General features: G+C 72.9%; 15 protein-coding genes. 12 read left to right on the top strand and 3 right to left on the bottom strand.

Going from position 1 to position 22271, the window contains the following annotated elements; all coding sequences use genetic code 11:
- Window positions 1–58 precede the first annotated feature (58 nt).
- Window positions 59–2458 carry a hypothetical protein gene (locus tag KF840_11880; GenBank protein ID MBX3025595.1) on the bottom strand — a complete coding sequence of 800 codons (2400 nt, stop codon included), beginning with the start codon at window positions 2456–2458 and terminating at the stop codon, window positions 59–61.
- Between the two features lie 215 nt (window positions 2459–2673).
- Here KF840_11880 and KF840_11885 point away from each other — a divergent pair, with 215 nt between their 5' ends.
- From KF840_11885 to KF840_11905, 5 genes are all read left to right on the top strand, one after another.
- Window positions 2674–4101 carry a sulfatase gene (locus KF840_11885; protein ID MBX3025596.1) on the top strand — a complete coding sequence of 476 codons (1428 nt, stop codon included), beginning with the start codon at window positions 2674–2676 and terminating at the stop codon, window positions 4099–4101.
- A gap of 121 nt (window positions 4102–4222) precedes the next feature.
- Window positions 4223–5059 (top strand): class I SAM-dependent methyltransferase, encoded by an 837-nt coding sequence (locus tag KF840_11890; protein MBX3025597.1) that lies wholly within the window; start codon window positions 4223–4225, stop codon window positions 5057–5059.
- A 16-nt stretch (window positions 5060–5075) separates the two neighbouring features.
- The gene (locus KF840_11895) at window positions 5076–6518 is read left to right on the top strand and encodes an SGNH/GDSL hydrolase family protein (GenBank protein MBX3025598.1); all 1443 of its coding nucleotides are present in this window, start codon (window positions 5076–5078) and stop codon (window positions 6516–6518) included.
- Window positions 6519–6913: 395 nt separating this feature from the next.
- Entirely contained in the window at window positions 6914–8086 is a 1173-nt protein-coding gene (locus KF840_11900; protein ID MBX3025599.1) for an MBOAT family protein, read from the top strand.
- A gap of 208 nt (window positions 8087–8294) precedes the next feature.
- Window positions 8295–9353 (top strand): hypothetical protein, encoded by a 1059-nt coding sequence (locus KF840_11905; protein ID MBX3025600.1) that lies wholly within the window; start codon window positions 8295–8297, stop codon window positions 9351–9353.
- Here KF840_11905 and KF840_11910 read toward each other — a convergent pair.
- Window positions 9338–10696: a sulfatase-like hydrolase/transferase gene (locus tag KF840_11910; GenBank protein MBX3025601.1), complete on the bottom strand. Its 1359-nt coding sequence runs from the start codon at window positions 10694–10696 to the stop codon at window positions 9338–9340. The two genes, KF840_11905 and KF840_11910, sit on opposite strands and share 16 nt — an antisense overlap.
- A 167-nt stretch (window positions 10697–10863) precedes the next feature.
- On the opposite strand from KF840_11910, the gene KF840_11915 reads away from it, so the two are divergent.
- Both KF840_11915 and KF840_11920 read left to right on the top strand, forming a co-directional pair.
- Window positions 10864–12630 carry a sulfatase gene (locus KF840_11915; GenBank protein MBX3025602.1) on the top strand — a complete coding sequence of 589 codons (1767 nt, stop codon included), beginning with the start codon at window positions 10864–10866 and terminating at the stop codon, window positions 12628–12630.
- A 48-nt stretch (window positions 12631–12678) separates the two neighbouring features.
- Entirely contained in the window at window positions 12679–14298 is a 1620-nt protein-coding gene (locus KF840_11920; GenBank protein ID MBX3025603.1) for a glycosyltransferase family 2 protein, read from the top strand.
- 118 nt (window positions 14299–14416) lie between these two features.
- On the opposite strand, the gene KF840_11925 is transcribed toward KF840_11920, so the two are convergent.
- The gene (locus KF840_11925; GenBank protein ID MBX3025604.1) at window positions 14417–15547 is read right to left on the bottom strand and encodes a hypothetical protein; all 1131 of its coding nucleotides are present in this window, start codon (window positions 15545–15547) and stop codon (window positions 14417–14419) included.
- Window positions 15548–15679: 132 nt separating this feature from the next.
- On the opposite strand from KF840_11925, the gene KF840_11930 reads away from it, so the two are divergent.
- The 5 genes from KF840_11930 to KF840_11950 all read left to right on the top strand — a co-directional run bounded on the left by KF840_11930 (window position 15680) and on the right by KF840_11950 (window position 22091).
- Entirely contained in the window at window positions 15680–17425 is a 1746-nt protein-coding gene (locus KF840_11930; protein ID MBX3025605.1) for an AMP-binding protein, read from the top strand.
- On the top strand, window positions 17418–17672 hold the full coding sequence (locus KF840_11935) for an acyl carrier protein (GenBank protein MBX3025606.1): 255 nt from the start codon (window positions 17418–17420) through the stop codon (window positions 17670–17672). Before KF840_11930 ends, KF840_11935 begins: the two co-directional genes overlap by 8 nt.
- Window positions 17673–17706: 34 nt before the next feature.
- Window positions 17707–18873 (top strand): hypothetical protein, encoded by a 1167-nt coding sequence (locus KF840_11940; protein ID MBX3025607.1) that lies wholly within the window; start codon window positions 17707–17709, stop codon window positions 18871–18873.
- On the top strand, window positions 18870–19952 hold the full coding sequence (locus KF840_11945; protein MBX3025608.1) for a glycosyltransferase family 2 protein: 1083 nt from the start codon (window positions 18870–18872) through the stop codon (window positions 19950–19952). Before KF840_11940 ends, KF840_11945 begins: the two co-directional genes overlap by 4 nt.
- A gap of 63 nt (window positions 19953–20015) precedes the next feature.
- The gene (locus KF840_11950) at window positions 20016–22091 is read left to right on the top strand and encodes an acyltransferase (GenBank protein MBX3025609.1); all 2076 of its coding nucleotides are present in this window, start codon (window positions 20016–20018) and stop codon (window positions 22089–22091) included.
- The last annotated feature ends 180 nt before the right edge of the window (window positions 22092–22271 follow it).

The following is a 22271-nucleotide window of genomic DNA, read 5'->3' on the forward strand; positions in this document are numbered from 1 at the left end:
CCCTCCTTCTTTGCCGCGGAGGGGCGGACATTTTCACTGAGCAGTTAGGCGGACAAAATCACTGAGCTTCAACAGCGGGTGCGCGCGACGCGATCGGTGACGCGGCCGGCCGCCGCGCCGAGGCGAGGATGCAGGCCAGGCCGACGGCGTAGGCCAGCACGCCGGTGGCCATCGCGGCGCCGAAGCCGAAGCGGCTGCCGATGTAGGTGGCGAGCACCGAGGCGACCACCGACAGCGCCGCGTTCAGGCCCCACGCCCAGGCCACCAGGCCGTCGCTGACCGCCGTCAGGCGGCCGATGCCGAGCGGATAGGCCATGCCCAGCACCAGCCCGAGCGGCGCCAGGAAGAGCACCGTGAGCGCGATCTTGGCGACGATGCCGAGCCCCATCAGCGGCTCGACCACCCGCGGCACGCCCCAGACGTACAGCGCGCCGACGGCGATGATCGCCACCAGCACCGTCGGCAGGCGGTCGCTGCCGAGGCGCCCGCTCGCCAGGCTGCCGAGGCCGGAGAACAGCAGCAGGGCGAAGAGGATCACCGCCAGCGCGTACACCGGGTAGCCGAGGAAGAGGATGAAGCGCTGCATGAGCGGGATCTCGAGCATCATGAAGCCGTAGCCGAGGCAGGCGAAGTAGAGCAGCAGCGGCGCCACCCGCGCGACCGGCGCGCCGCGCACCGCGCCGCGCGCCAGCAGCAGCAGCGGCCCGAGGAAGAACACCGCGGCGAGGGTCGAGACCACGCCGATCAGCAGGTACATCAGGAACTGCGCGTCGTTCCACTGGCGGAGGATCTGGAACGGATCCTCCTGCGGCCCCGGGATCTCCGCCAGGGGGCCGCGCAGGAAGTGGAAGAAGAAGGGCCGGTCGTCGGTCGGCGGATCGAGGATGAACGGGTAGAAGGCGAGGAAGGTGGGGAGGTCGCTGGTGGTGACGACCTGGCGCAGGTCGGGGTGCGACTGGTCGTCCTCCGGCATGTAGCGGACGGTGAACCCGTTGCGCTGCGCCAGCGCCTCGATGGCGGCCAGCTCGGCGAGGGTGAACGGCGAGCGCTTGACCAGCATGGTCGCGTTGATGCTCTGGCTCAGCACCACGACGTGCGCGGCGAAGTCGGTGACCCCCTCCGCCGCCCAGGCCTCGCGCGCCATCGCCAGCAGGCGCAGCATCTCCAGCGGGTACTTGGGCGCGAAATAGCGGCTGACGGTGAGCACGCCGTCGGGCGTCAGGTGGCGGAAGTACTCGCGGAACGCCTCGACGGTGTAGAGGTAGTTCTCGCTGAACACGACGCCGCCGGCGGCGTTGAGCGAGAAGGTGTCGATCAGGCTGAGCTGGATGACGTCGAAGCGCTGGTCGACCTTGGCCAGGCGGCTGCGCGCCTCGTCCTCGACCACCGTCGCGCCGATGCGGGAATAGGGCCGTCCCGAGTAGTCGCCGTAGCGTTCGTCGACGACGTGGCGCATCAGCGGGTTGAGCTCGAGACCGAGGATGCTGCGCTGGCCGAAGGCGCGCGCCGCCAACAGATCGCGGCCGCCGCCGGTGCCGATGACCAGCACGTCGGCGTCGGGCTTGATGTGGTGGGCGAGGTAGAGGACCGAGTCGCGCAGGAACTGGATCGAGGCCGGGTCGCCGTCGTAGCGCATCATCGGCGTCCAGGCGGTGCCGTCGATGTCGATCATCAGCGACGGCGGGAAGCCGCCCGGCGGCGCCTTCGACAGGCCGAGGGGCTGTCCGGCATCGTTGGCGTAGTCGAAGGCGCTGATGCGCGAGAACGCGTTCCACACCTCGTAGTCGCTGTACACCGAGGCCCACGACTTGACGTAGCGCATGGTGAAGGCGTCGCTGGACGCCGCCAGCCCGGCGAGCGCCGCCACCAACAGCGCGGCGAGCGCCGGCGCGACGCGCCCGGCGCCGATGCGGGCGGCATAGAGCAGCGCCGTCGCCACCGCGACCACTGCCACCGCCAGCGCCAGCAGCGGCGCCGGCAGCAGTTGCAGCCCGAGCACCACCGCCAGGCTGCCGGCGCTGGCGCCGAGCAGGTCGGCGGCGTACAGCGGCCCGATGCGCGCCGCGCCGTGGGTCATCAGCAGGCTGATGCCGAGGCCGCCGCAGAAGAAGGGCACGGCGAGCACGGTGTAGGCGAGGCCGAGGGTGGCGAAGCCGGCCCAGGAGATCTCCTGCACGACGTGGATGTGGAGGAACGCCAGCATGGCCAGGGCCGCGGTGCAGCCGAAGGTCCACAGGGTGACGACCAGGTGGCGGTCGAGGCGCTCGGCGCGGAACAGGCCGGGCGCCAGGTAGACGGCCAGGGCGCCGAGGCCGATGCCGAACATCGCCAGCGACACGGCGACGAAGGCGTAGTGGCTGAGCAGCGCCACCGACAGCACCCGGGCGACGGTGATCTCCAGCGCCAGGACCGTCAGGCTGAGGACGAATATGGCGGCGTAGTGACGAGCGGCGGGCATGAGCAGGATGTCCGCGCACCCTATCAGAAGCGATGATGATCGAGCGACCCTCCGCTCACCCGGCGGCCGCCGCTGAGCATTCGCGCGGCATCGGCGCCGGAACCGGGGCATCGACCAGCAGGCGCGGCGGGCGACATCGTGCCCCTCGCCGTCGCGATGGCATAACCCATCTCCGTCTGGTAGCCCCTGAGATTCAGGCTCCTCCCCATTCCGTGATGTCGATCGTTCGCGCCCTTCGCGCCCTCGCCCTGCTGGCGCTGCTGCTCCCCGCGGGCTGCAGCCGGACCCCGGCGACGCCGCCCAACATCGTCCTGGTGCTCATCGACACCCTGCGTCCCGACCGGCTCGGCGTCTACGGCAACACGCGCGGCCTGTCGCCCTTCCTCGACGAGCTGGCCGCGCGCTCGACCGTCTTCGACAACGCCTACGCGCAGAGCTCGTGGACCAGCGCCTCGGTCGCCTCGCTGTTCACCTCGCGCTACCAGTCGCAAACCGGCGTCACCTCCTTCTCGTCCGTGCTGCCGGCCGAGGAGGACACGCTGGCGGAGGCGCTGCGCGCCGGTGGCTACGACAGCGGCGCCTTCGTCGCCAACTTCCTGCTGCGCGCCAACCTCGGCTACGATCAGGGCTTCGCCACTTTCGACAACTACGCCCGCATCGATCCGACGACGCCCGGCCAGATCGAAAAGGCGAGCGCCGACCGCATCAACCGCGAGGCGCTCGCCTGGCTCGATCACCGGCCGATCCAGGCGCCGCGCTTCCTCTACCTGCACTACATGGAGCCGCACGTCCCCTTCGCGCCGCGGCCGGAGGCGCTGGCCACGGTGATGGGCGACCAACCGCTGCCCGACGCCGCGGCCGTCAACCAAGCCTTCAGGATCTGGACCCTGGTGGACTTCAGCAAAGACCCGGCGCTGATGCAGGCCACCAAGGATCTCTACGACGCCGAGGTGCTGAGCATCGACATGGCCCTGCGCGAGCTCTTCACCGAGCTCGGCCGGCGCGGCGTGCTCGACGATGCGATCGTCGTCGTCATGGCCGACCACGGCGAGGAGTTCCTCGAGCACGGCCTGATCGGCCACGACAAGACGCTGTACGAGGAAGTCATCCGCGTGCCGCTGATCATCCACCTGCCCGGCCAGCGCGCGCGCTACGACGTGCGCCGCAACGTCTCGCTCGTCGACGTCGCGCCGACCCTGCTCGACCTCGCCGGCATCGCCCGCCCCGCCGCCTACGAGGGGCGCTCGTTGGCGCCGCTGCTGCGCCGCGGCCGCGATGGCGCCTGGTCGCTGGCGGGGCTGCGCAACTGGTTCGCCGCGCGCACCGCCGGCGAGCCGCCGGTGGTGAGCGAGCTGATCAAGGTCGCCAACGCCACCCGCTACTCGCCGCACGAGCGGGCCGTGATCATCGGCAGCGACAAGATGATCGCCGGGGTCGACGGCCAACGCGAGTTCTACGAGCTCGCCAGCGACCCCGCGGAACGGCACGGCGACGCGGTCGCCGCCCCCGTCCGCGCGGCGCTCGAGCGCGTCACCGAGCCGCTGCAGGCCGCGGCGGCGCACGGCGGCGACGGCACGGGCGGCGCCGCCGTCATCGACGAGGACACCAAGGAGCGCATGCGCGCGCTGGGCTATACGCACTGATCGGCTTCCGGCCCGCCGGGCGGCGCGGGTCGCGGGCGCCGGGCGGCGCCGATCCTGCAATCGGCTGTGGCACTCGGCCCGCATCTGTGGTTTGGCACATCGTTCGAGGGGGATCGCCGGCGTGAGCTTCAAGCAGTATCTGGTCGAGGAGGTCACCAAGGGTCTCGACGAGACCTACAAGGTGGATGCGGCCTGGGCCAAGGACTACCCGGGCAAGCGGTACTTCGACGTCCACCTGTCGACCATCCGCGACCACGAGATGGCGACGCCGACCTTCCGCCAGTACCTCGGCCAGGGCGGTCTGAAGATCCTCGAGTCGGGATGCGGCAGCGGCCGCTGGATGGCGTTCTTCGAATCGCTCGGCAACCGCGCCTACGGGGTCGACGACGCCTGGGGGCCGCTGCGCCTGGCCCACGAGCACGATCCGGACATGAACCTGGTGCGCGGCACGGTGCTGCAGACGCCCTACGCCGACGACACCTTCGACGCCTGCTTCTCCTCGTACGTCGCCGAGCACTTCGAGGAGGGGCCGGAGGCGCTGTTCCGCGAGATCCACCGCGTGCTCAAGCCCGGCGGCCTGTTCTTCGTCGTCGTGCCGTTCAACAACGCCTTCCGCCGCTTCGTCGTGAATCCGCTGCTGATGGCGCTGTGGCAGGTGTGGAAGTGGCGCGGCCGCGGCCTCGGCTTCACCGAGTTCCGCTACACGCGGGCCGAGATGGAGGGCTTCCTGCGGCGCACCGACTTTGAGGTGCTCGAGGTCAAGCCCGACGACTTCTTCGCCCCCTGGCAGAAGGGGCTGTTCTGCGACGCCTGCGACCTCGGCTGCTTCTTCCGCTACGAGCCCAAGCCGCCGTACGAGTTCGGCCCCATCGGCCGCGCCGTCGCGGCGGCGATCCGCGGCCTCGGTCCGTGGGCCGCCGCCGGCGGCATCTTCTTCGTCACCCGCGCCCGCAAGTAAGCGCGTCGGCCGCCGCATGGCCTCGGCCCGTTCCCGCTGGCTCACCGTTCCGCTCGCCCTCGTCGCCGTCGCGGCCGCGCTCGAGCTGGCGGCGCGCGGGCTGGTCGCGGCCTGGCCGACCCTGCTGCCGGAGCCGCCACGGGTCTCCCTGGGGCGCAACCTCGACAGCACGGGGCTGCCCGACCTGCTGCGCCCCGACCACGATCTGCTGTTCGCGCTCGCCCCCGACGCCAACGCCGAGCTGCCGCGCAGCAACGCCTTCGACCTGGGCATCCCGCGCTTCCGCGTCCACACCAACGCCAGCGGCTATCGCACCCCGCCCTTCGCCGCCGCCAAGGCCCCCGGCGTGACGCGCATCGTCGTGCTCGGCGACGCGGTGAGCTTCGGCGCCTATGTCGACGACGAGCAGGCGTACCCGCGGCAACTGGCGGCGCGCCTGGAGGAGGCGGCGCCGGGAACGTACGAGGTGATCAATCTCGCCGTCCCCGGGTACACCAGCCGTCAGGGCCTCGAGCTGCTGCGCCGCCAGGCGCTGGCGCTGCGGCCCGACCTGGTGGTGTTCGCGTTCGGATCCGCCGACCGCCTGCTCCGCGCCGCCGAGTCGGACGACGCCCGCATGCAGCGCGCGGCGGACGGTCCGCCGCCGTGGGTCGACGCGCTCGTCAACGGCTCGACGGCGGTGCGCCTGTTCATCGCCCTGGTCGGCCAGGAGCCGTTGCCGACCCCGAAGGCCGACCTCGTCCAGCGCGCCTCCCTCGACGATCTCACCCTGGCGATCGTCGCGGCGCAGCAGGCCGTGGAGTCCGCCGGCGGCCGCCTGCTGGTGCTCAACGCCGACTTCGCCGCCACCGACGCGCTGGACGGCATCCGCCGCGGCGTCCGACAGAGCGGCGCCGACTATCTCGACGCCGTCGGCGCCGTGCGCGCCGTCGCCCGGCAGCGCGCCACCGACGTCGCGGTGCAGCACCAGTTGCCGGCGCCGCCGCCGCAGCCCGGCCAGGTGGCGTTCCGGGTCGAAGCGCCGGCGCACTTCGAGATCTGGCTCGAAATCGTCCGCGGCGGCGAGAGCACGCTGGTGCCGATGCGCGACGACGGCAGCGGCGGCGATCAGGTCGCGCACGACGACGTCTTCACCGCCCTGGTCCCCGGTCGCCTCGGCGAGCGCTTCGCCTACACCTATCGCGGCGCCTCGGTGCTCGGCCCGGTGCGCGAGTTCACGCGCGGCACGCAGCGCAATCCGACCCTGCGCGTCGCGCCGGCGACCAACGGCGTCGACCGCTTCGGCGTCGTGCCGCTGATGGCCGACTCCAACCTGCCCGACGCCGAGGGCCACGCCCTGATCGCGCAGGCGCTCGCCGCCCACATCCTGACCCCGCCCGCGCCGGTGGTCCCGGCGCCCCTGGTCATCCCCGCCGTCCCGACGACACCCGCCCCGGACGCCCCCCCCGCCGCGCCCTGAGCCGCCGGCCGCCGCCAGCCCGGATCATTCATGAGCTCGCTCCTGCGCGCACCGAGGGCACGCCATCGCTGGCCGCGCCCGCTCCGTACCTCCGCGACGGACTGTCGAGTCCGTCTGCGTCGGTCGTCGTTGCGCTTGGCCAGACCTGCCGCACCCTCGGCGCGCTCGCGACGCGAGCTGGTGAATCATCCGAGCCAGCCTTGACGTGACGAAAACATTTCACCACGGAGGCACGGAGACACGGAGTCACCTGGACAAGAGAGGGTTCGGAGGCGAGATCCGCAACGCCATCAGCAATGGCCATGGGGATCGCGCCCACCCGCCATTCCCACGCTGCACCCTCCGTGGCTCCGTGTCTCCGTGGTGAAGTTGTTTTGTCGTATCGAGACTAGCCGATGCTCTTCCTCAGCAACTGGTTCTGGGGCTTCAGCGCCCTGGTCGTGCCGCTGTACCTGATCGTTCCGCGGTCGCTGAAGCCGGCCTGGGTGCTGCTGGCGAGCCTGATCTTCCAGTACCACTTCGCCGGTCCGGCCGGCATGCTGCCGATCGTCGCCCTGGCGCTGTTCACCTACCTGGTGGGACTGGCGCCGAGCGCCCGCGCCGTGACCGCGTTCAGCATGGTGGTCCTGGTGGGCGCGCTGGTGCTCTACAAGTACGCCGACTTTCTGTTCGAGAGCGTCCGCCTCCCCCTGAACGCCCTCGGCCTGGTGTCGGCCACCTGGATGACCGATTGGCGCTCGCCGGCCATCCCCCTCGGCGTCTCGTTCTTCACCTTCGAGTTCGTCCACTACCTGTACGAGGTGCGGGTGCGCGGCCACCAACCGGTGCGCAACCCGATGCACTTCGCCATCTTCGCCGTCTTCTTCCCGACCCTCGCCGCGGGCCCGATCAAGCGCTTTCCCGACTTCGTGCCGCAGCTCGAGCAGCTCGACAACCCGGACGCCGAGCAGTGGCTGGCCGGCGCGCGCCGCATCCTGCTCGGCCTGTTCAAGAAGGTCTGCATCGCCGACCTGCTGGTCGAGCTGATCACGCCGCTGGAGAAGGTGCCGCACCCGAGCGCCGCCATCGTCCTGGCGCTCGCGGTGCTGCAGGGCTGGCGCATCTACTACGACTTCGCCGGCTACACCGACATGGCGATCGGCCTCGGCCAGACCATCGGGCTGCGGGTGCCGGAGAACTTCGACCGCCCCTACTTCTCCACCAGCCTGCGCGAATTCTGGCGCCGCTGGCACATGAGCCTGAGCACCTGGATCCGCGACTACGTCTACATCCCGCTCGGCGGCAACCGCGTCCGCCGCGGCGTCAATCTGCTGCTCGCCATGGTGATCTGCGGCCTGTGGCACGGCGCGGCCTGGAATTTCGCGCTCTGGGGACTGTGGCACGGCGGCGGCCTCGCCCTCGAAGCGGCGGCGCGCCTGCGCCGGCCGCGGCTCTTCGAGGGTTCGCGCGGCGAGCGCGCCCTCGGCTGGCTGGTCACCTACACCTGGGTGTCCCTCGGCTGGCTGCTCTTCTTCTACCCGGTCGAGCGCCTGCCCGGCATGGCGGCGGCGCTGGTGGGCCTGGGCTGAGCGCGTGCGGGCTTTCCATTGCGGCGCGGCTGTGGCTTGCTGGCGAGGTGTGGACCTCGCTCCGGATCGCCGGCCGCATCCTCCTCGACGCGCTCATGCTGATGGCCGTCCTGTCGCTGTGGAACAACAGCGCGCCGCCCTTCATCTACGTCGCCTTCTGATCGCCGCCGCCCTGCTCCTGGCGGCGGCCGCGGCGCCGGCGCGGGCGATGCCGACGTGGTGCCTGCCGCCGGTCTTCGAGGGCGGCCAGCGCCTGCACTCCTCGCCGGCGCCGCGCGTCAACTGGCTGCCCCTGGCGCTGCGCCAGCACCAGCTCTGCTGGCACGCCGCCCTGCGGCCGGACGAGATGCGGGTCATCGTCCTGGGGAGCAGCGCCGTGTTCGGGCTCGGCATCTGGGCCTCCGAGACCTTCAGCGCCCTGCTCACCGCCGATCTGGCCGCCGCCGGCGTCGACGCGGCGGTCTTCAACCTCGCCTGGGTGAACCCCTATCAACTGCGCGACGCCATCATCCTGCGCGAAGCGATGGCCTTTCACCCGGATGCCATCATCTACCCGCTGACGCTGGCGGAGTTCGTCCACGTCGCGCCCAACCTCTACGGGCCGCCGTACGCCTTCTTCGCCAGCAATCGCAACGTCGTGCGCGAGATGCTCGCCGACCCGCCGCGCGGCCTCGAGGAGCCGGTCCAGCGCTACGCCGCCTTCCCCGCCCGCGCCGACGCGCGCGCGCCGCTGCTCGAACGCCTGCGCGATCTCGGCAGCCTGACGCGCGCCGCCGCCGGCGAGCTCGGCGCCGTTCTGCCCACGGCGCTCGGCGCGCCGCCCGGGGTGCCGCCGGGCAGCAATCGCAAACCGGCGGCTCCCTACGACTGCGAAGAGGTCATGGCCAAGCAGTTGCGGCACTTCGCCGACTGGCAGAGCTGGAACATCCTGGCGGAGCTCGAAGCGCTGCACCGGGAGACCGGCGTCGAGGTGATGGTGGTCTACTGGCCGCTCGCCGCCAATCCCTCCGGCCAGTGTTTCAGCGCCCGCTTCACCTACCAGGACATGGCGGACTTCGGCGCCTGGATCGGTCCCGAGGCGAGCCGGCGCGGGCTCGCGTTCGTCGATCTCCACGACCAACTGGCGGACGACGATTTCTTCGACAGCGTGCACGTCACCGCCGCCGGCCACCGCAAGGTCGCCGAGCGCCTGCGGGCGCCGCTCGACGCCATGCTCGAGCGGGTCCGCGCCCGCCGCGCCGCCGCCGCGTCTCAGTCGCCGCCGTAGCCGAGGGCGCGCAGCTTCTCGCGCGTCGCCGCGTCGAGCTCGACCGGCGCCGACGCCGGGCTGGCGCGCTCGGCGAGGCGGGCGACGAGCCGGTCGAGGTCGCCCAGCATGGCCTCGCGCTCGTCGGCCAGCGCCGGCGGGTCGGGCTGGCGCTCGCCGGGATCGGTGGCGAGGTCGAAGACCTGCGGGGCGATGAACGGGTTCGGCGAGCGCAGCAGCTTGTGGTCGCCGCGCAGCAGCGCCTGCTGGTGCTTGCGCATCGCCTTGCGCGGGCCCATCGCCTCGAGCTCGGCGACCAGCTCCACCGGCGGCGCCGCCGCGCCGCGCATCAGCGGCACCAGCGAGCGCCCCTCGAACGCCGGCGGCGCCGGCACCCCGACCAGCTCGAGCAGCGTCGGCGCGACGTCGACCAGCGACACCGGCTGGCGCACCACCGCCGGCGCCAGCCCGGGCGCGAGAACGATCAACGGCACCCGCACCTGCTCCTCGAAGAGCGTGAAGCCGTGCGACAGCGCGCCGCGCTCGCCGAATTCCTCGCCGTGGTCGGCGGTGATGACCACCACCGCGTTCGCGAGGAGGCCGCGACGCTCGAGATCGGCGAACAGCAGCCGCACCTCCTCGTCGGCGGCCGCCACCTCGCCATCGTAGAGCGAGGCGAGGAGCGCGATCTGCTCGGCCGGGCGATTCCAGATCTTGTGCTCGGCCATGACCTGCGCCGCCGCCTCGACGTCGCCCGGCGCGTGCGCGCGGACATGGCGGCCGCGGTACGGCTCGGGCGGATCGTACGGCGCGTGCGGCTCCATGAACTGGTAGTACAGCAGCAGCGGCCTGCCGCCGGCCGGCTGCTGATCGAGCCAGCGCGCGCCGTCGGCGCGCAGGCGCGGGCCGCGCACCTTGTCGGTCGGCGTTTCGACCGCCGGCACCAGCCAGGGATCGAATCCCTGGCCGAACCCGTGCGGCGCGCCGACCAGGAGGTTGGCGCTGAAGCCAGCCGCCGCCCAGCCGCGCGCCGCCAGGACCTCGGCCAGGGTCGTTTCCCCGTCGGCCAGGCGCGACTCCATGGTCTGCACGCCGTGCTGGCTCGGATAGCGGGAGGTGAAGAGCGAGGCCACCGACGGCATGGTCCACGAGCTGGTACCCCAGGCGCGCTCGAAGCGCACGCCGCGCTCCGCCAGTTGGTCGAGATAGGGGGTCAGGTGCTGGTCGTTGCCGTAGCACCCCAGCCGGTCGGCGCGCAGCGTGTCGAGCAGCACGACGACGACGGTCGGTGGCGGCGCCGGCCGCTGGCAGGCGGCGAGCGCCAGCGCGAGCAGCCCGACGAGGGCACCGACGACCGGACGCATGCGGAACCACTCGAAGCTGCCAAGCGGCGCCGTCAGTCGCAACCCCGGGGCGCGGGCGGCGATGGCGCGCCGGCCAGCAGCGCCGCCGTCACGCGCGCCGGCGATCGGCGAGAAAGCGGACGCGAGGTCTCGATGCAGCGGTGCGGATGTGGGAGGGTGAGGGTCTGATGCCGTGCTCCCGGGTCCTTGGGCTGTTCGTGGCGACGCTCGCCCTGAGCGCCGGCTGCCAGCGCGCGCCGTCCGGCGGCGCCGCGACGCCGACCGCGGCGGTGCCGACGCCGGCCGCCGCCAGCGTCAACCTCGACGTGCCGCCCGGGCGAGTGCGCATCGGGGGCGAGGAACGCGGCGTGCTGCCGCGCAATCAGCAATCGCACGAATTGCCCATCGGCCCGGAGGCGGTGCGCTCGCGGCTCAGCATCGCGCTCGGCCTGACGCCGCTGGAGGGCGAGGGCGGCGTGGTCCGACTCGACGTCTCGCTGCGCGGCCGGGGCGTGCCCGATCGCCTGCTGCAGCGCTTCGAGACCGGCGAGGTGGGTTGGCACGACATGCTGGTCGAGATCGACGCCGACGGCCTCGTCGACCCGCGCGTGGTGATCAACCGCGAGTTGGTCTCGGGATCGATCGGCCGCCTCCTGCGCTCCGCCGTCGCCACGCCGGCGTTGATCCCACGCCGCGCGGCGGATGCGCCGTTGTCGGTCCTCCTGGTCTCGATCGACACCCTGCGCGCCGACCGGGTCGGCGTCTACGGCGACGACGTGGTGCGCACCCCGGTGCTCGACCGCCTGGCGAACAGCGGCGTCATGTTCACCGACGCCTACAGCCCGGCGATGTGGACCCTGCCCTCGCACGCCTCGCTGTTCTACGGCGCCCACCTGCCCGACACCCCCGCCGGCCTGCGCGCCCAGCAGCGCGACGCCGCCGCCCTCGACATCCCCGAGCAGCCGCTCGCCGAGCTCCTGCGCCAGCACGGCTGGACGACCGCCGGTTTCACCGGCGGCGGCTTCCTCGGCCTGCCCTTCGATTTCCGCCGCGGCTTCGATGTCTACTACGAGTTCGCCCAGCCCACGCACGTCGCCGACGCCTGCCCGCCCGATCGCTTCGACGGCGGCGAGGTGTTCCGGCGCGCCGACAACTGGCTGCGCGCCAACGGCGACCGCCCGTTCTTCCTCTTCGTCCACACCTACGACGTGCACGACCGCTGCCCCTTCCTGCCGCCCGGCGCCGGCGATGGATTCGGCACCTGGCCGGAGCTCGATGCCGCCACGTACACCAAGCTGGACGCGCACTACCGGGCGCTGATCGCCGAAACGGACGGACGGCTCGGCGCCCTGCTGCAGACGCTGCGCGACGTCGAGGCCGACGGGCACACCATCGTCATCGTCACCTCGGATCACGGCGAGGGCCTCGACGAACACGACCAGCGCGGTCACAGTTGCCAGCTCCGCGCGTACGAGGAGTTGGTCCGCGTGCCCCTGCTGGTGCGCGACCCGCGGCGCCCCGGCCCGCGGCGCGTCAAGACGCCGGTGTCGCTGATCGACCTGGCGCCCACCGTGCTGGCCCTGCTCGACCTCGCGCCGCCGCCGTGGATGCGCGGCCACGTCCTCCCCGGCCTCGGCCTCGCCCACCCCGATCCGCCGCCGCCGGTGGTCGTGCTCTGCGATCGCCAGATGGCGCTGCGCGACGGTCGCGACAAGCTGATCGCCACCTACGGCGCCGCCGAGTCGGACGAGCTGTACGACCTCGCCGCCGACCCGCTCGAACGGCGCAACCGCGCCGCCGCCGAGCCGGTCGCGCTGGACACCCTGCGCGCCCTCGCCGAACGCGCCTGGCAGCCGAGCCAGTTCAAAGCCGCGCCGGATGCGAAGCCGGTCGACGAGACCACCCTCGACCCCGCCGCGCGCGAGCGCCTGCGCGCCCTCGGCTACGTCCAGTAGGCGCGACGGCGCGCGCGGCGGCGCGATCTTCCCCAGACTCGTTCTCCCGTGGCCGACGCCGAGACCGCCGCTGCCGCCGACGCCGTCCCCGGCGCCGTTGCGCCGGTGCGCTACGGCGCCGGCTTCGACGAGCCGGCGCCGGGGCCGGACGGGACGCCGACGCGCTGGGCGGACACCGGCGCCCGCGCCGCGGTGCGGGTGGCGGGCGTCCCGACCCACGTCGGGGTCGAGGTCTGGGTCCCGGGACGCCGCGGATCGCAGGCGGTCGTCCGCCTGTTCGCCGGCGATGCCGAGGTCGGCCGGCACCGCGACTTCGGCCCCTACGTCGAGGGCTGCTTCCGGGTGCCGGCCGCCCGCTGGCAGATCCTCGAGCTGCCGCTGCGCGCCTCGCCGCCGATCGACAGCACGCTCGCCGTCGAGGTGTGGATCGACCACCCGCGGCGCCTGCGCCTGCCCGGGCGGCGCGCCCGCCGCGCCGCGGTCCGCCGGGTGTGGCTGCGCGGCGCCCGGCTGCGCGCCGCCGACGTCGTCATCGTGGTGCTCAACTGGCGCCAGCCGGAGGCGACCATCGCCTGCCTGGAGAGCCTCGCCGCCGCCGACCTCGACGGCGCCCGCACGCTGGTGGTGGACAACGGCTCGGCCGACGGCTCGGTCGAGCGCATCCGCGCCCGCTTCCCCGAGCAGTGGATCGTCGCCCTGCCGCGCAACGAGGGCTACGCCGGCGGCAACAACGCCGGCATCGCCGCGGCGCTCGCCGCCGGCGCGCAGGGCGTGTTGCTGCTCAACAACGACGCCCAGGTGGCGCCGGACTTCCTCACCTTCCTGCTCTGGGCGGTGAACGCGGACCGCGCCATCGCCGGCGTGTCGAGCGCCATCCTGCGCGCCGACCATCCCGAGATGCTCGACGTCGCCTGGCTCGAGCTCTACTGGGGGCACGGCATCGTGCGCCGCCTCGGCGTCAACGCGCTGCCCGGCGCCGGCTTCGCGCAGCGGCGCGAGGTCGATGCCGCGGTCGGCTGCTGCCTGCTGATGACCCGCGAGGCGCTGCAGGCGATCGGCCCGCTCGACGACGCCTACTTCGCCTATCACGAGGAGGTCGACTGGTGCCTGCGCGCCCGCCGCGCCGGCTACCGCCTGTGCTACGAGCCGCTGGCGCGCGTCTTCCACGGCGGCTCGAAGAGCACCGAGCGCTTCGATCAGCCGCGCCGCGTCCCGCGCCGGCGCAAGGCCGAGCTGAACCGACCGATGCCGCTGTCGTGGAATCCCGTGCGCACCTATCTCGGGGCGCGCAACACGGTGCGCTTCGTGCGCAAGAACGGCGGCTGGCGCGAGCGCCTCTACTTCGCGCTGTCGAGCGCCTACAACGTGCCGCTCGAGTACCTCGCCATGCTGATGCGCGAGGAGGAGGCGCTGAAGATCGGCGCCTTCGGCTTTCGCCGCGCCCTCGCCCTGCACTGCCTGGACGACGGCGACCGCCCGCCGCTCGCCGGCCTGGCGCGCGGGCTGCGCGCCGGCGCCCGGCTCCTGGCGTTGCCGGCCTGGCTCGGGCGCGAGGCCTGGCGCGCCCATCGCGAGGGCCGCGACGCGCAGGTCGTCGAGCTGGTGCGCGGCCTGCGCGACGGCGTGCTCGACCGCCCGCTGCCGCTGCGCCGCCTCGGCCTGCGCTGACGCTCAGAACGCCTGGTAGACGAACACGTGCTCGCCGACCGGCGCGTAGAGGATCAGGGCGGCGATGCAGACGGCGTAGACCATCGCCATCAACACCACGGCCATCCAGGACGGGCGTTCAGGATCCGAGGCCATGCAGGATCTCCGTCGCCAGCGGGCCCTGCAGCCCGCTCACGTCGGGAAAGGGATGGAGGAAGTCGAAGAAGGCGTCGGCCGGCAACCAGCGCCGGCCATCGACCACCCGCGCGCCGTGCGCCGCGGCGACCGCCGCGATGCGCGCCGCCGCCGCGTCGGAGAAGCCCGGTTCGTGATAGCGGCCCGCGGCGTCGGCATCGAGCAGCGGGTTCTCCGGGCCGAGCAGGACGATCACCGGCGCCACCGCCGTCAGCTCGTCGAGCAGCTCGCCGAGGCCGCGCAACGCCGGGCTGTCGGCGGCGAGCGCCGTGCCGCGCGGCACGGTGCGGTCGATGGGACGCAGCGGGTCCTTGCTGCGCAGGTAGGCGACGAAGTGGTCGAGGGTCGGCGCCGCCCGCCAGGCCTGGTACGCCGCCTCGATGGCGGGAGCGCGGTCGCCGTGCAGGAAGCGGTGGACGTCGGCGGTCGACTCGAAGTGGTCCGGCAGCGGCGGCGTCGCCGGCCGGTCGAGCAGGCGATCGGTCAGCAGCATGCGTCCGAAGAGGCGGAAGCGGTACAGCCACGAGACGGTGCGCGCCCAGCGGTCCATCTGCTCCTGCCAGCCGCCGGGCGCCAGCGACCCCCGCGCCGCGCCGGTGTCGAAGATCCGCTGCGGCCACTGGCCGTAGCCGCCATTGGCGTACGGCAGCAGCTCGATGCCGTCGACGGCGATCACGATCAGGCTCGGGCGCAGGCGGGCGAGCTGGCGGCCGAGCGCGGCGAGGTCGCCGATGCGGGCGCCGAAGATCGCGAGCTGCTCGACCCGCACGTCGCGCCCGGGTGCCTGCCGCCGCAGCTCGCGCTCGACATACGCCGCCTGGGCGCCGAACCAGATGCGCGAGTCGCCGAGGATCACCACCCGCTCGCCCGCCGGCGCCGGCGGCGGGCCGTAGAGACGGCGCGCGACCTGGTAGCTCTGCGCCACCTGCGCCACGAACAGGCCGAGATCGTTCTCCGACGCCGTCGGCCGCCACAGCAGATCGGTGGAGCGCAGCGCCAGCTCGATCACCCCCAGGAACGCCAGCGCCAGCAGCCAGGTGATCGGCGAACCCGCGGCCGCACGACGCCAACCCATCGCGCGATCTTCCGTCCGCCTCCCGCGATGGTCAAGCACGCCGGACGCTCGGCGTGAGGCCGCCGCTGCCGTGCCGCGGTGCCGACAGGATTCGGTTGCCCGCGCCGCGCGGCGCGGTGTAGCAATGGGCAGATGCGGTTCTCCGTGACCCCGCTGCCCCCCAGCCGCGTGCCGGCCTCGCTGCTGGACGAGGCCGAGACCCTCACCGGCGCGCTGGCCACGATGGCCGCGCAGCACCCGGCGCACGAGGCGCTGATCATCCTCGACCGCCGCGGCGGCGAGCAGCGCCTGACGATCGCCCAGCTCTGGAATCGCACCCAGCAGTACGCCGCCGTCTTCGCGGCCAACGCGCCGGGCTCGATCGTCCTCGTCATCCTGCCCACCGGGCCCGAGCTGCTCGGCGCCTACTTCGGCGCCATGCTGGCCGGCATGGTGCCCGCGCTGGCGGCCGGCCCCTCGAACCGTTTCGCCGCCCCCGCCGCCTACGCTCGTCACGTCGGCCGCATCGCCGAGAATGCCGCGGCGGCGGCGATCTGCGGCGACGACGACGTCGTCGCGCTGCTGCGGGCGGCGACGACCCTGCCCGCGGCGACCGCCGTGCTGACCCCCGCAGCGGCCCGGCCCGGAACCGCGCGGCAGGTCCCGGTGGGCGGCAACGACGTCGCCACGGTCCAGTACTCCTCGGGCTCGACCGGAACGCCCAAGGGCGTCCTGCTCACCCACGGCGCGATGCTGAACAACATCCGCGCGGTGCGCGATGGGCTCGTCCTGCGGCCGGCGGACATCAGCGTCAATTGGATCCCGCTCTACCACGACATGGGCCTGATCGACGCCTTCCTCCTGCCGCTGCTGAGCGGTTGCCCGACCGTGCTCATGCCGACCACGGACTTCATGCGCGATCCCTCGCTCTGGCTGTGGGCCATCCATCGCTATCGCGGAACGATCTCCTGGGCCCCCAACTTCGCCTACACGCTCTGCGCCAGGCGGGTCGGGGACCGTGATCTGGAGGGCCTCGATCTCTCGTCCTGGCGGGTCGCGATCAACGCCGCCGAACCGGTGCTCGCGAGCACCATCGAGGCCTTCACGTCACGGTACCAACCCTACGGCTTCCGCCCGCGGGCGATGACACCGGCCTGGGGACTGGCTGAGAACGTCACCATCGCCACGGCGCATCCGATCGGAGAACCGCCGCGAATCGAGGTGATCGATCGCGCCGCGCTGGCGAGCCGCGGCGATGCCCTCCCGACGGCGGGCGAGGGGCTGACATCGGTGGCGATCGGCCGCTGCCTGCCTCGTTGCCGAGTCGAGATCCGCGACGAGGCCGGACGCGTCCTGGGGGAGCGAGCAGTGGGGCGCATCTGGTTGCGCTCCGATTCGCTCTCGGTCGGCTACCACCGCGACCCGGCGCGAACCGCGGAGGTGTTGGTCGGCGGCTGGCTCGATACCGGCGACCGCGGCTATCTCGCCGCTGGCGATCTCTTCTTCATCGCCCGCGAGAAGGACCTTCTGGTGGTCGGCGGCGAGAAGTACGCCCCGCACGACGTCGAGATGGCCATCAACCAGGTGCCCGGCATCCGCGAGGGATGCGTGGTGGTCTTCGGCGTCCTCAACGACGAGCGTGGGACGGAGGACCTGGTGGCAGTAGCGGAAACGCGCGAGACGGGAGCCGCCCTCGAACCCCTTCGCGAAGCCGTTCGCCGCGCCGTCAGCGACGCCACCGGGCTCGGGCTGCGCCATGTGCTGTTGGTGCCGCCCGGTGGCGTTCAGAAGACCACCAGCGGCAAGTTGGCGAGGGCCGCGACGCGCGAGCGCTACGCCGCGCAGATGGCTAGCGACTCGGCGGCGCGGCCGAGGGAGGTGGGGCCCCCGGATGCCTGATCTGCCGCCCGATCTGACCGCTCGGCTGATCGCCTTCCTGCGTGACGACCTCGGCGTCGAGGCTCCGCACCTGGACGTCGATACGCGACTGATGAGCCACGGCCTCGTCGACTCCGCCGGGCTGATGCGCCTGGCGGCCTTCGTCGAGGACGCCACCGGGGCGACGATCCCGGACCAGGACGTGACGATCGCCCACTTCGACACCATCCGCCAGATCCTCGCCTACGTCGCCGCCGCGGCGCGCTGACCCCGGTCCTGGTCCGCCCGCGGGCCCCCCGCCCATGCTCGCCGGCCTCGTGCTCGCCATCGCCGCCGTTCCGGCCTACTGGCTGCTGGTCCCGGCGCCGGCCCGCCGCGACGTGCTGACCATCGCCAGCCTGGCGGCGCTGGCGCTGGTCGACTGGCGTCTGCTGCCGCTGCTCGCCGCCGTGATCGCCACCACGACCTTGCTGCTCCGCGCGCTGCACCCGGGGGCGGCGCAGCGGCGGCTGCTCTTGAGCACCGGGATCCTCGCCTGCGCCGCGCTGTTCGCCGTCAACAAGCTCGCAGGCGCGCAGCCCACCGCGCTCGCGACCCAGAAGGGTCTCCTGTTCCTCGGCGTGTCGTTCCTGACGCTGAAGATCGCCGGGGCGCTGATCGACGCCGCCCGCGGCGTCGTGTCCGGCATCGCCGCGGGCGAGGTGGCGGCATGGTTGGTCTTTCTTCCCACCTACCCGAGCGGACCGATCGAGGCGTTCGGGCACTTCCGAGTCCAGACGCCCGACTACGACCTGGCGCGGGTGCTCGGCGGCCTCGAGCGCATCCTCTTCGGCCTCGTCAAGGCGCTGCTGATCGCCTCCTACCTGGCCCGCTGGACGGACCCGGTGCTCGCGGCTCCGCCCCAGCAGTCGCCCGCCGCCCTCTTTCTGGCGCTGATCGCCAATGCGCTGCGCCTCTATTTCGATCTCGCCGGCTATACCGACATCGCGATCGGGCTGAGCGCCATGTACGGCTACGAGATCCAGGAGAACTTCGACCGGCCCTGGGCCCGCCGCAACCTCGCGCAATTCTGGGCGCACTGGCACATGACGCTCACCGGCTGGCTGCGCTATTACGTGTTCACCCCGATCTCGCGCGGTCTCATGCGCCGCGTCCGCGGCCACGACCGCCTGGCGCTCGCGATCGGCCAGCTCGCGACCATGCTCCTGATCGGCCTGTGGCACGGATTCGGATGGAATTTCATCGTCTTCGGGCTCGTGCACGGCGCCGGGCTCATCTGGGTCACGGTTCTGGCGCGTGACGTTGGCCGCCGACTTCCCGCCCGGCTCGTCACGTGGTGGCGTCGCCACCCCGCGGCCACCACGCTCAGCACGGCGATCACCGTTGGCTTCTTCAGCGTCTCCACCGTCTTCGTCACGGCGGATCTGCAGACGGCGCTGGTCATCCTGGCGCGATTGCTCGGACGATGACCACCGCCATCGTCGTCCTCAACTGGAACCAGCGAGAGGCCACCCTCGCCTGTCTCGACAGCCTGGCGCAGGCCGACCTGCAGGGGGCGGAGCTGTTCGTCGTCGACAACGGCTCGCGCGACGGCTCGCGCGAGGCGCTGCGCGCCCGCCTGCCGGCGGAGCGGCTGATCGCCCTGGCGGAGAACCGCGGCTACGCCGGCGGCAACAATGCCGGCCTGCGCGCCGCGCTCGACGCCGGCGCCGAGCGCATCCTGCTGCTCAACAACGACACCACCGTCTCGCCCGACTTCCTGCTGCCGCTGCACTGGGCGCTCGACGGCGTGCCGCGCGCCGCGGCGGTGTGCAGCGCGATCCATCGCGCCGATCGGCCGGAGATGCTCGACGTGGCGTATTCCGAGGTCCGCTTCGGCGAGCGCGACGCGGTCAAGCTGCGCGGCGTCAACTGCCTGCCCGGCTCGGGATTCGGGCAGCGGGTCGAGATCGAGGTGGCGGTCGGCTGCAGCGTCCTCTTCCGCGCCGCGGCGCTGCGCGAGGTCGGGCTGTTCGACGAAGCCTACTTCGCCTACCACGAGGACGTCGACTGGTGCCTGCGCGCCCGCCGGCTCGGCTGGACGCTGCTCTACGAGCCCTACTCGCGCGTCTTCCACCGCGGCTCGGGCAGCACCGCCGGCCTGGTGGCGCGGCCGGCGGCGACCGCGCTGGCGCATCCCGACCTGCCGAACGCCGAGCCGCTGCCGTTCAATCCCGTGCGCGCCTACCTCGGCGCCCGCAACCTGGTGCGACTGATGCGGGCGCACGCGACGCCGGCGCAGCGCCGCGCCTTCGCGCTCGCCTGCCTGCGCGAGATCCCGCTCGAGTACCTGGCGATGGTCTACGACCGCGAGGGCTGGCTCCGCCTCGGCCGCTTCGGCTGGCGCGACGCCGCGCGCCTGGCCCTGCGCGAGCGGCCCGGGCTGCCGGCCCGCATCCGCGACGCGCACCGCAGCGGCCGCGCCGCGCAGCTCGCGGCCTACCTGCGCGGTCTGCGCGACGGCTGGCGCGACCGGCCGCTGCCGCTGCGCGAGCTGGGGCTGCGGTAGAGCTGGACGGCGCGCTGCCGCCGCGCTTTGCCTAACCCAGTCGCCGACGGTAGCAACCGTATGGTGTCCCCCGCCGCGCCGCCGCAGCCGCCCCCCACCGAGGGCTACCGGCCGCATCTCGACGGCGTGCGTGCCCTGGCGGTGTATCTGGTCGTCCTCTTCCACGGCGGCAGCACGCACTTCACCGGCGGCTTCGTCGGCGTCGACGTGTTCTTCGTCCTGTCCGGCTACCTGGTGACGCAACTGCTCTGGCGCGACATCGACGCGGTCGGCGCGATCCGCCTGGCTCGCTTCTACGCTCGGCGGGTGCGCCGCATCCTGCCGGCGGCGCTCGTCGCGCTGACGGCGACGGCGGCGCTGTACGTGGCCATCGCCTCGCCATCGGACGTGGCGGCCGCGGTCGGCGGCTTCAAGGCCGCGTTCCTGTTCGTCGCCAATTGGTTCTTCATCGCGCGTTCGACCGCCTACTTCGGCGGCGACATCGAACGGAACCCGGTCCTGCACTTCTGGTCGCTGGCGGTCGAGGAGCAGTTCTATCTGCTGTGGCCGCTCGTCCTCGGCGGCCTCGTCGCCGTCGGCCGGTGGCGCGGCGCGCCGCCGCTGCCGCTGGTCCGCCGGGCGGTGGGCGCCGGCGCCATCGGCTCGCTGCTGCTCGCGCTCGCCCTGCGCGCCGACCATCCCGAGCACGCCTATTACGGCACCGACGCGCGCGCCTATCAGCTCCTCGCCGGCGCGCTGCTCGCCCTCGCCCCGGGGGTGATTCAGGGGCTGGGGCGGGTGCCGCGGGCGGCGCGCCTGCTGGCGGCCCTGAGCGTCGCCGGGTTCGTCGCGCTGGCGTCCTCGCTGGTCGCGCTCGATCCCATCGTCCGCGGCGCCGCCGTCGCGGGACTCACCTGGGTGGCGATCGCCGCCCTCGAAGCGGCGCCCGGCGGCCCGGCGCGACGCCTGCTCTCGATCCCGCCGATCGTCTACCTCGGGCGCATCTCGTACGGCACATACATCTGGCACTGGCCGGTGGTGCTGGTGCTCACGGTGGTCGCCTCGCTCGACGGCGCGGCCTTGATGGCGCTCACCGCCGTCATCGCCAGCGCCCTCGCGTCGCTCAGCTTCCAGATGCTCGAGAACCCGCTCCGCCAGTGGCCGCTGCTCGACCGCCGGCCGCGCACCGTGATCGCCGCCGGGCTGTGCGCCAGCGGCGCGGCGGCGTTGGCGCTGATGCCGGCGATCGTCGATCCGGCGGCCGCGTCGCTGCGCGCGATGCGCGCCGGCGGCACGCCGATTCCCGCCAACCTCGATTTCGCCGCGGCGAGCTTCACCAGGCTGCCCCCGCCGCCGGATTGCGCCGGCGGTCCGGCGAGCGACTGCACGATCGTGCACGGCAGTGGCCCGCACGTGCTGCTGCTCGGCGACAGCCACGCGCGCATGCTGATCCCGACCTTTCGGGCCATCGCGGAGCGCGAGAACCTGACGCTCTCGGTGGTGGCGCGCGGCGGGTGTCCCTGGCAGCGCCATCTCTACGGGCGGCCGCGCGACCCGGGGTGCCGGACGCTGAAAGAGGATGCCTACACCCGCCTCATCCCGGAGCTGAAGCCGGACCTGATCGTCGCCATCAACCTCGGATACGAGGATCCGCACTTCGAGCAGTTCGGCACCGCCGGCGAGGACGGCGTCCTGATCTGGCGCGGCACGCCCGCGTTCGACCGCCTGTGGCGCGACGCGACCCTGGCGTCGGCCGCCGAGCTCGAACCGATGGCCACCGAGGGCCTCGTCATCGTCGAGCCGATTCCGGTCGCGCAACCCAGCGCCAATCCGACCGCCTGCCTGGTGCACGCCCGCTTCCTCGAGGACTGTCGCTACCTCGCCTCGCTGAAGCCGAGCAGCCTGGAGCGGCTCTATCGCGAGATCGCCGCGGCGAACCCGCGCATCTGGTCGGCGGATTTCGACCGCCTGGTCTGCCCGTGGTGGCCGGTGTGCGATCCGGTGGTCAGCGACCGCATCGTCAAGGTCGATGCGCACCACCTGACCGCGGGCTATGCCGCCTACATCGCCCCCCGCGTCGAGGACTACCTGCGCGCCAACCATCTCATTCCCGCGCTCGGCTCGCCGCGCGAGCCCCTCGCCGCCGCCAGCCAGCCGTGACGCGTCGGCGGCGCGCGTGCGGGCGCCAGCGCCTTCCAGTGCCCGGCATTTCGCCGTGCGTGCCGTCGGGCAAACGCTGACGATGTGGCCGCTGGGCGCGGGCCGCGCGACCGCGCGACGCGGTCGCCTGCATCCATCGCCCGCTGGCCCCGCCGCGCCGCGCCGGCCGCGCCCGGGCGC

The organism is bacterium, from assembly GCA_019637795.1.
In the GTDB taxonomy this organism is placed as follows: Bacteria; Desulfobacterota; Binatia; order HRBIN30; family CADEER01; genus JAHBUY01.

Coding starts and splice junctions, on each gene's coding strand:
- KF840_11935 (MBX3025606.1), top strand. CDS start 17,418: ATGCCTGATCTGCCGCCCGATCTGACCGCTCGGCTGATCGCCTTCCTG.
- KF840_11945 (MBX3025608.1), top strand. CDS start 18,870: ATGACCACCGCCATCGTCGTCCTCAACTGGAACCAGCGAGAGGCCACC.
- KF840_11915 (MBX3025602.1), top strand. CDS start 10,864: ATGCCGTGCTCCCGGGTCCTTGGGCTGTTCGTGGCGACGCTCGCCCTG.
- KF840_11910 (MBX3025601.1), bottom strand. CDS start 10,696: ATGCGTCCGGTCGTCGGTGCCCTCGTCGGGCTGCTCGCGCTGGCGCTC.
- KF840_11905 (MBX3025600.1), top strand. CDS start 8,295: ATGCCGACGTGGTGCCTGCCGCCGGTCTTCGAGGGCGGCCAGCGCCTG.
- KF840_11885 (MBX3025596.1), top strand. CDS start 2,674: ATGTCGATCGTTCGCGCCCTTCGCGCCCTCGCCCTGCTGGCGCTGCTG.
- KF840_11900 (MBX3025599.1), top strand. CDS start 6,914: ATGCTCTTCCTCAGCAACTGGTTCTGGGGCTTCAGCGCCCTGGTCGTG.
- KF840_11880 (MBX3025595.1), bottom strand. CDS start 2,458: ATGCCCGCCGCTCGTCACTACGCCGCCATATTCGTCCTCAGCCTGACG.
- KF840_11940 (MBX3025607.1), top strand. CDS start 17,707: ATGCTCGCCGGCCTCGTGCTCGCCATCGCCGCCGTTCCGGCCTACTGG.
- KF840_11895 (MBX3025598.1), top strand. CDS start 5,076: ATGGCCTCGGCCCGTTCCCGCTGGCTCACCGTTCCGCTCGCCCTCGTC.
- KF840_11925 (MBX3025604.1), bottom strand. CDS start 15,547: ATGGGTTGGCGTCGTGCGGCCGCGGGTTCGCCGATCACCTGGCTGCTG.
- KF840_11930 (MBX3025605.1), top strand. CDS start 15,680: ATGCGGTTCTCCGTGACCCCGCTGCCCCCCAGCCGCGTGCCGGCCTCG.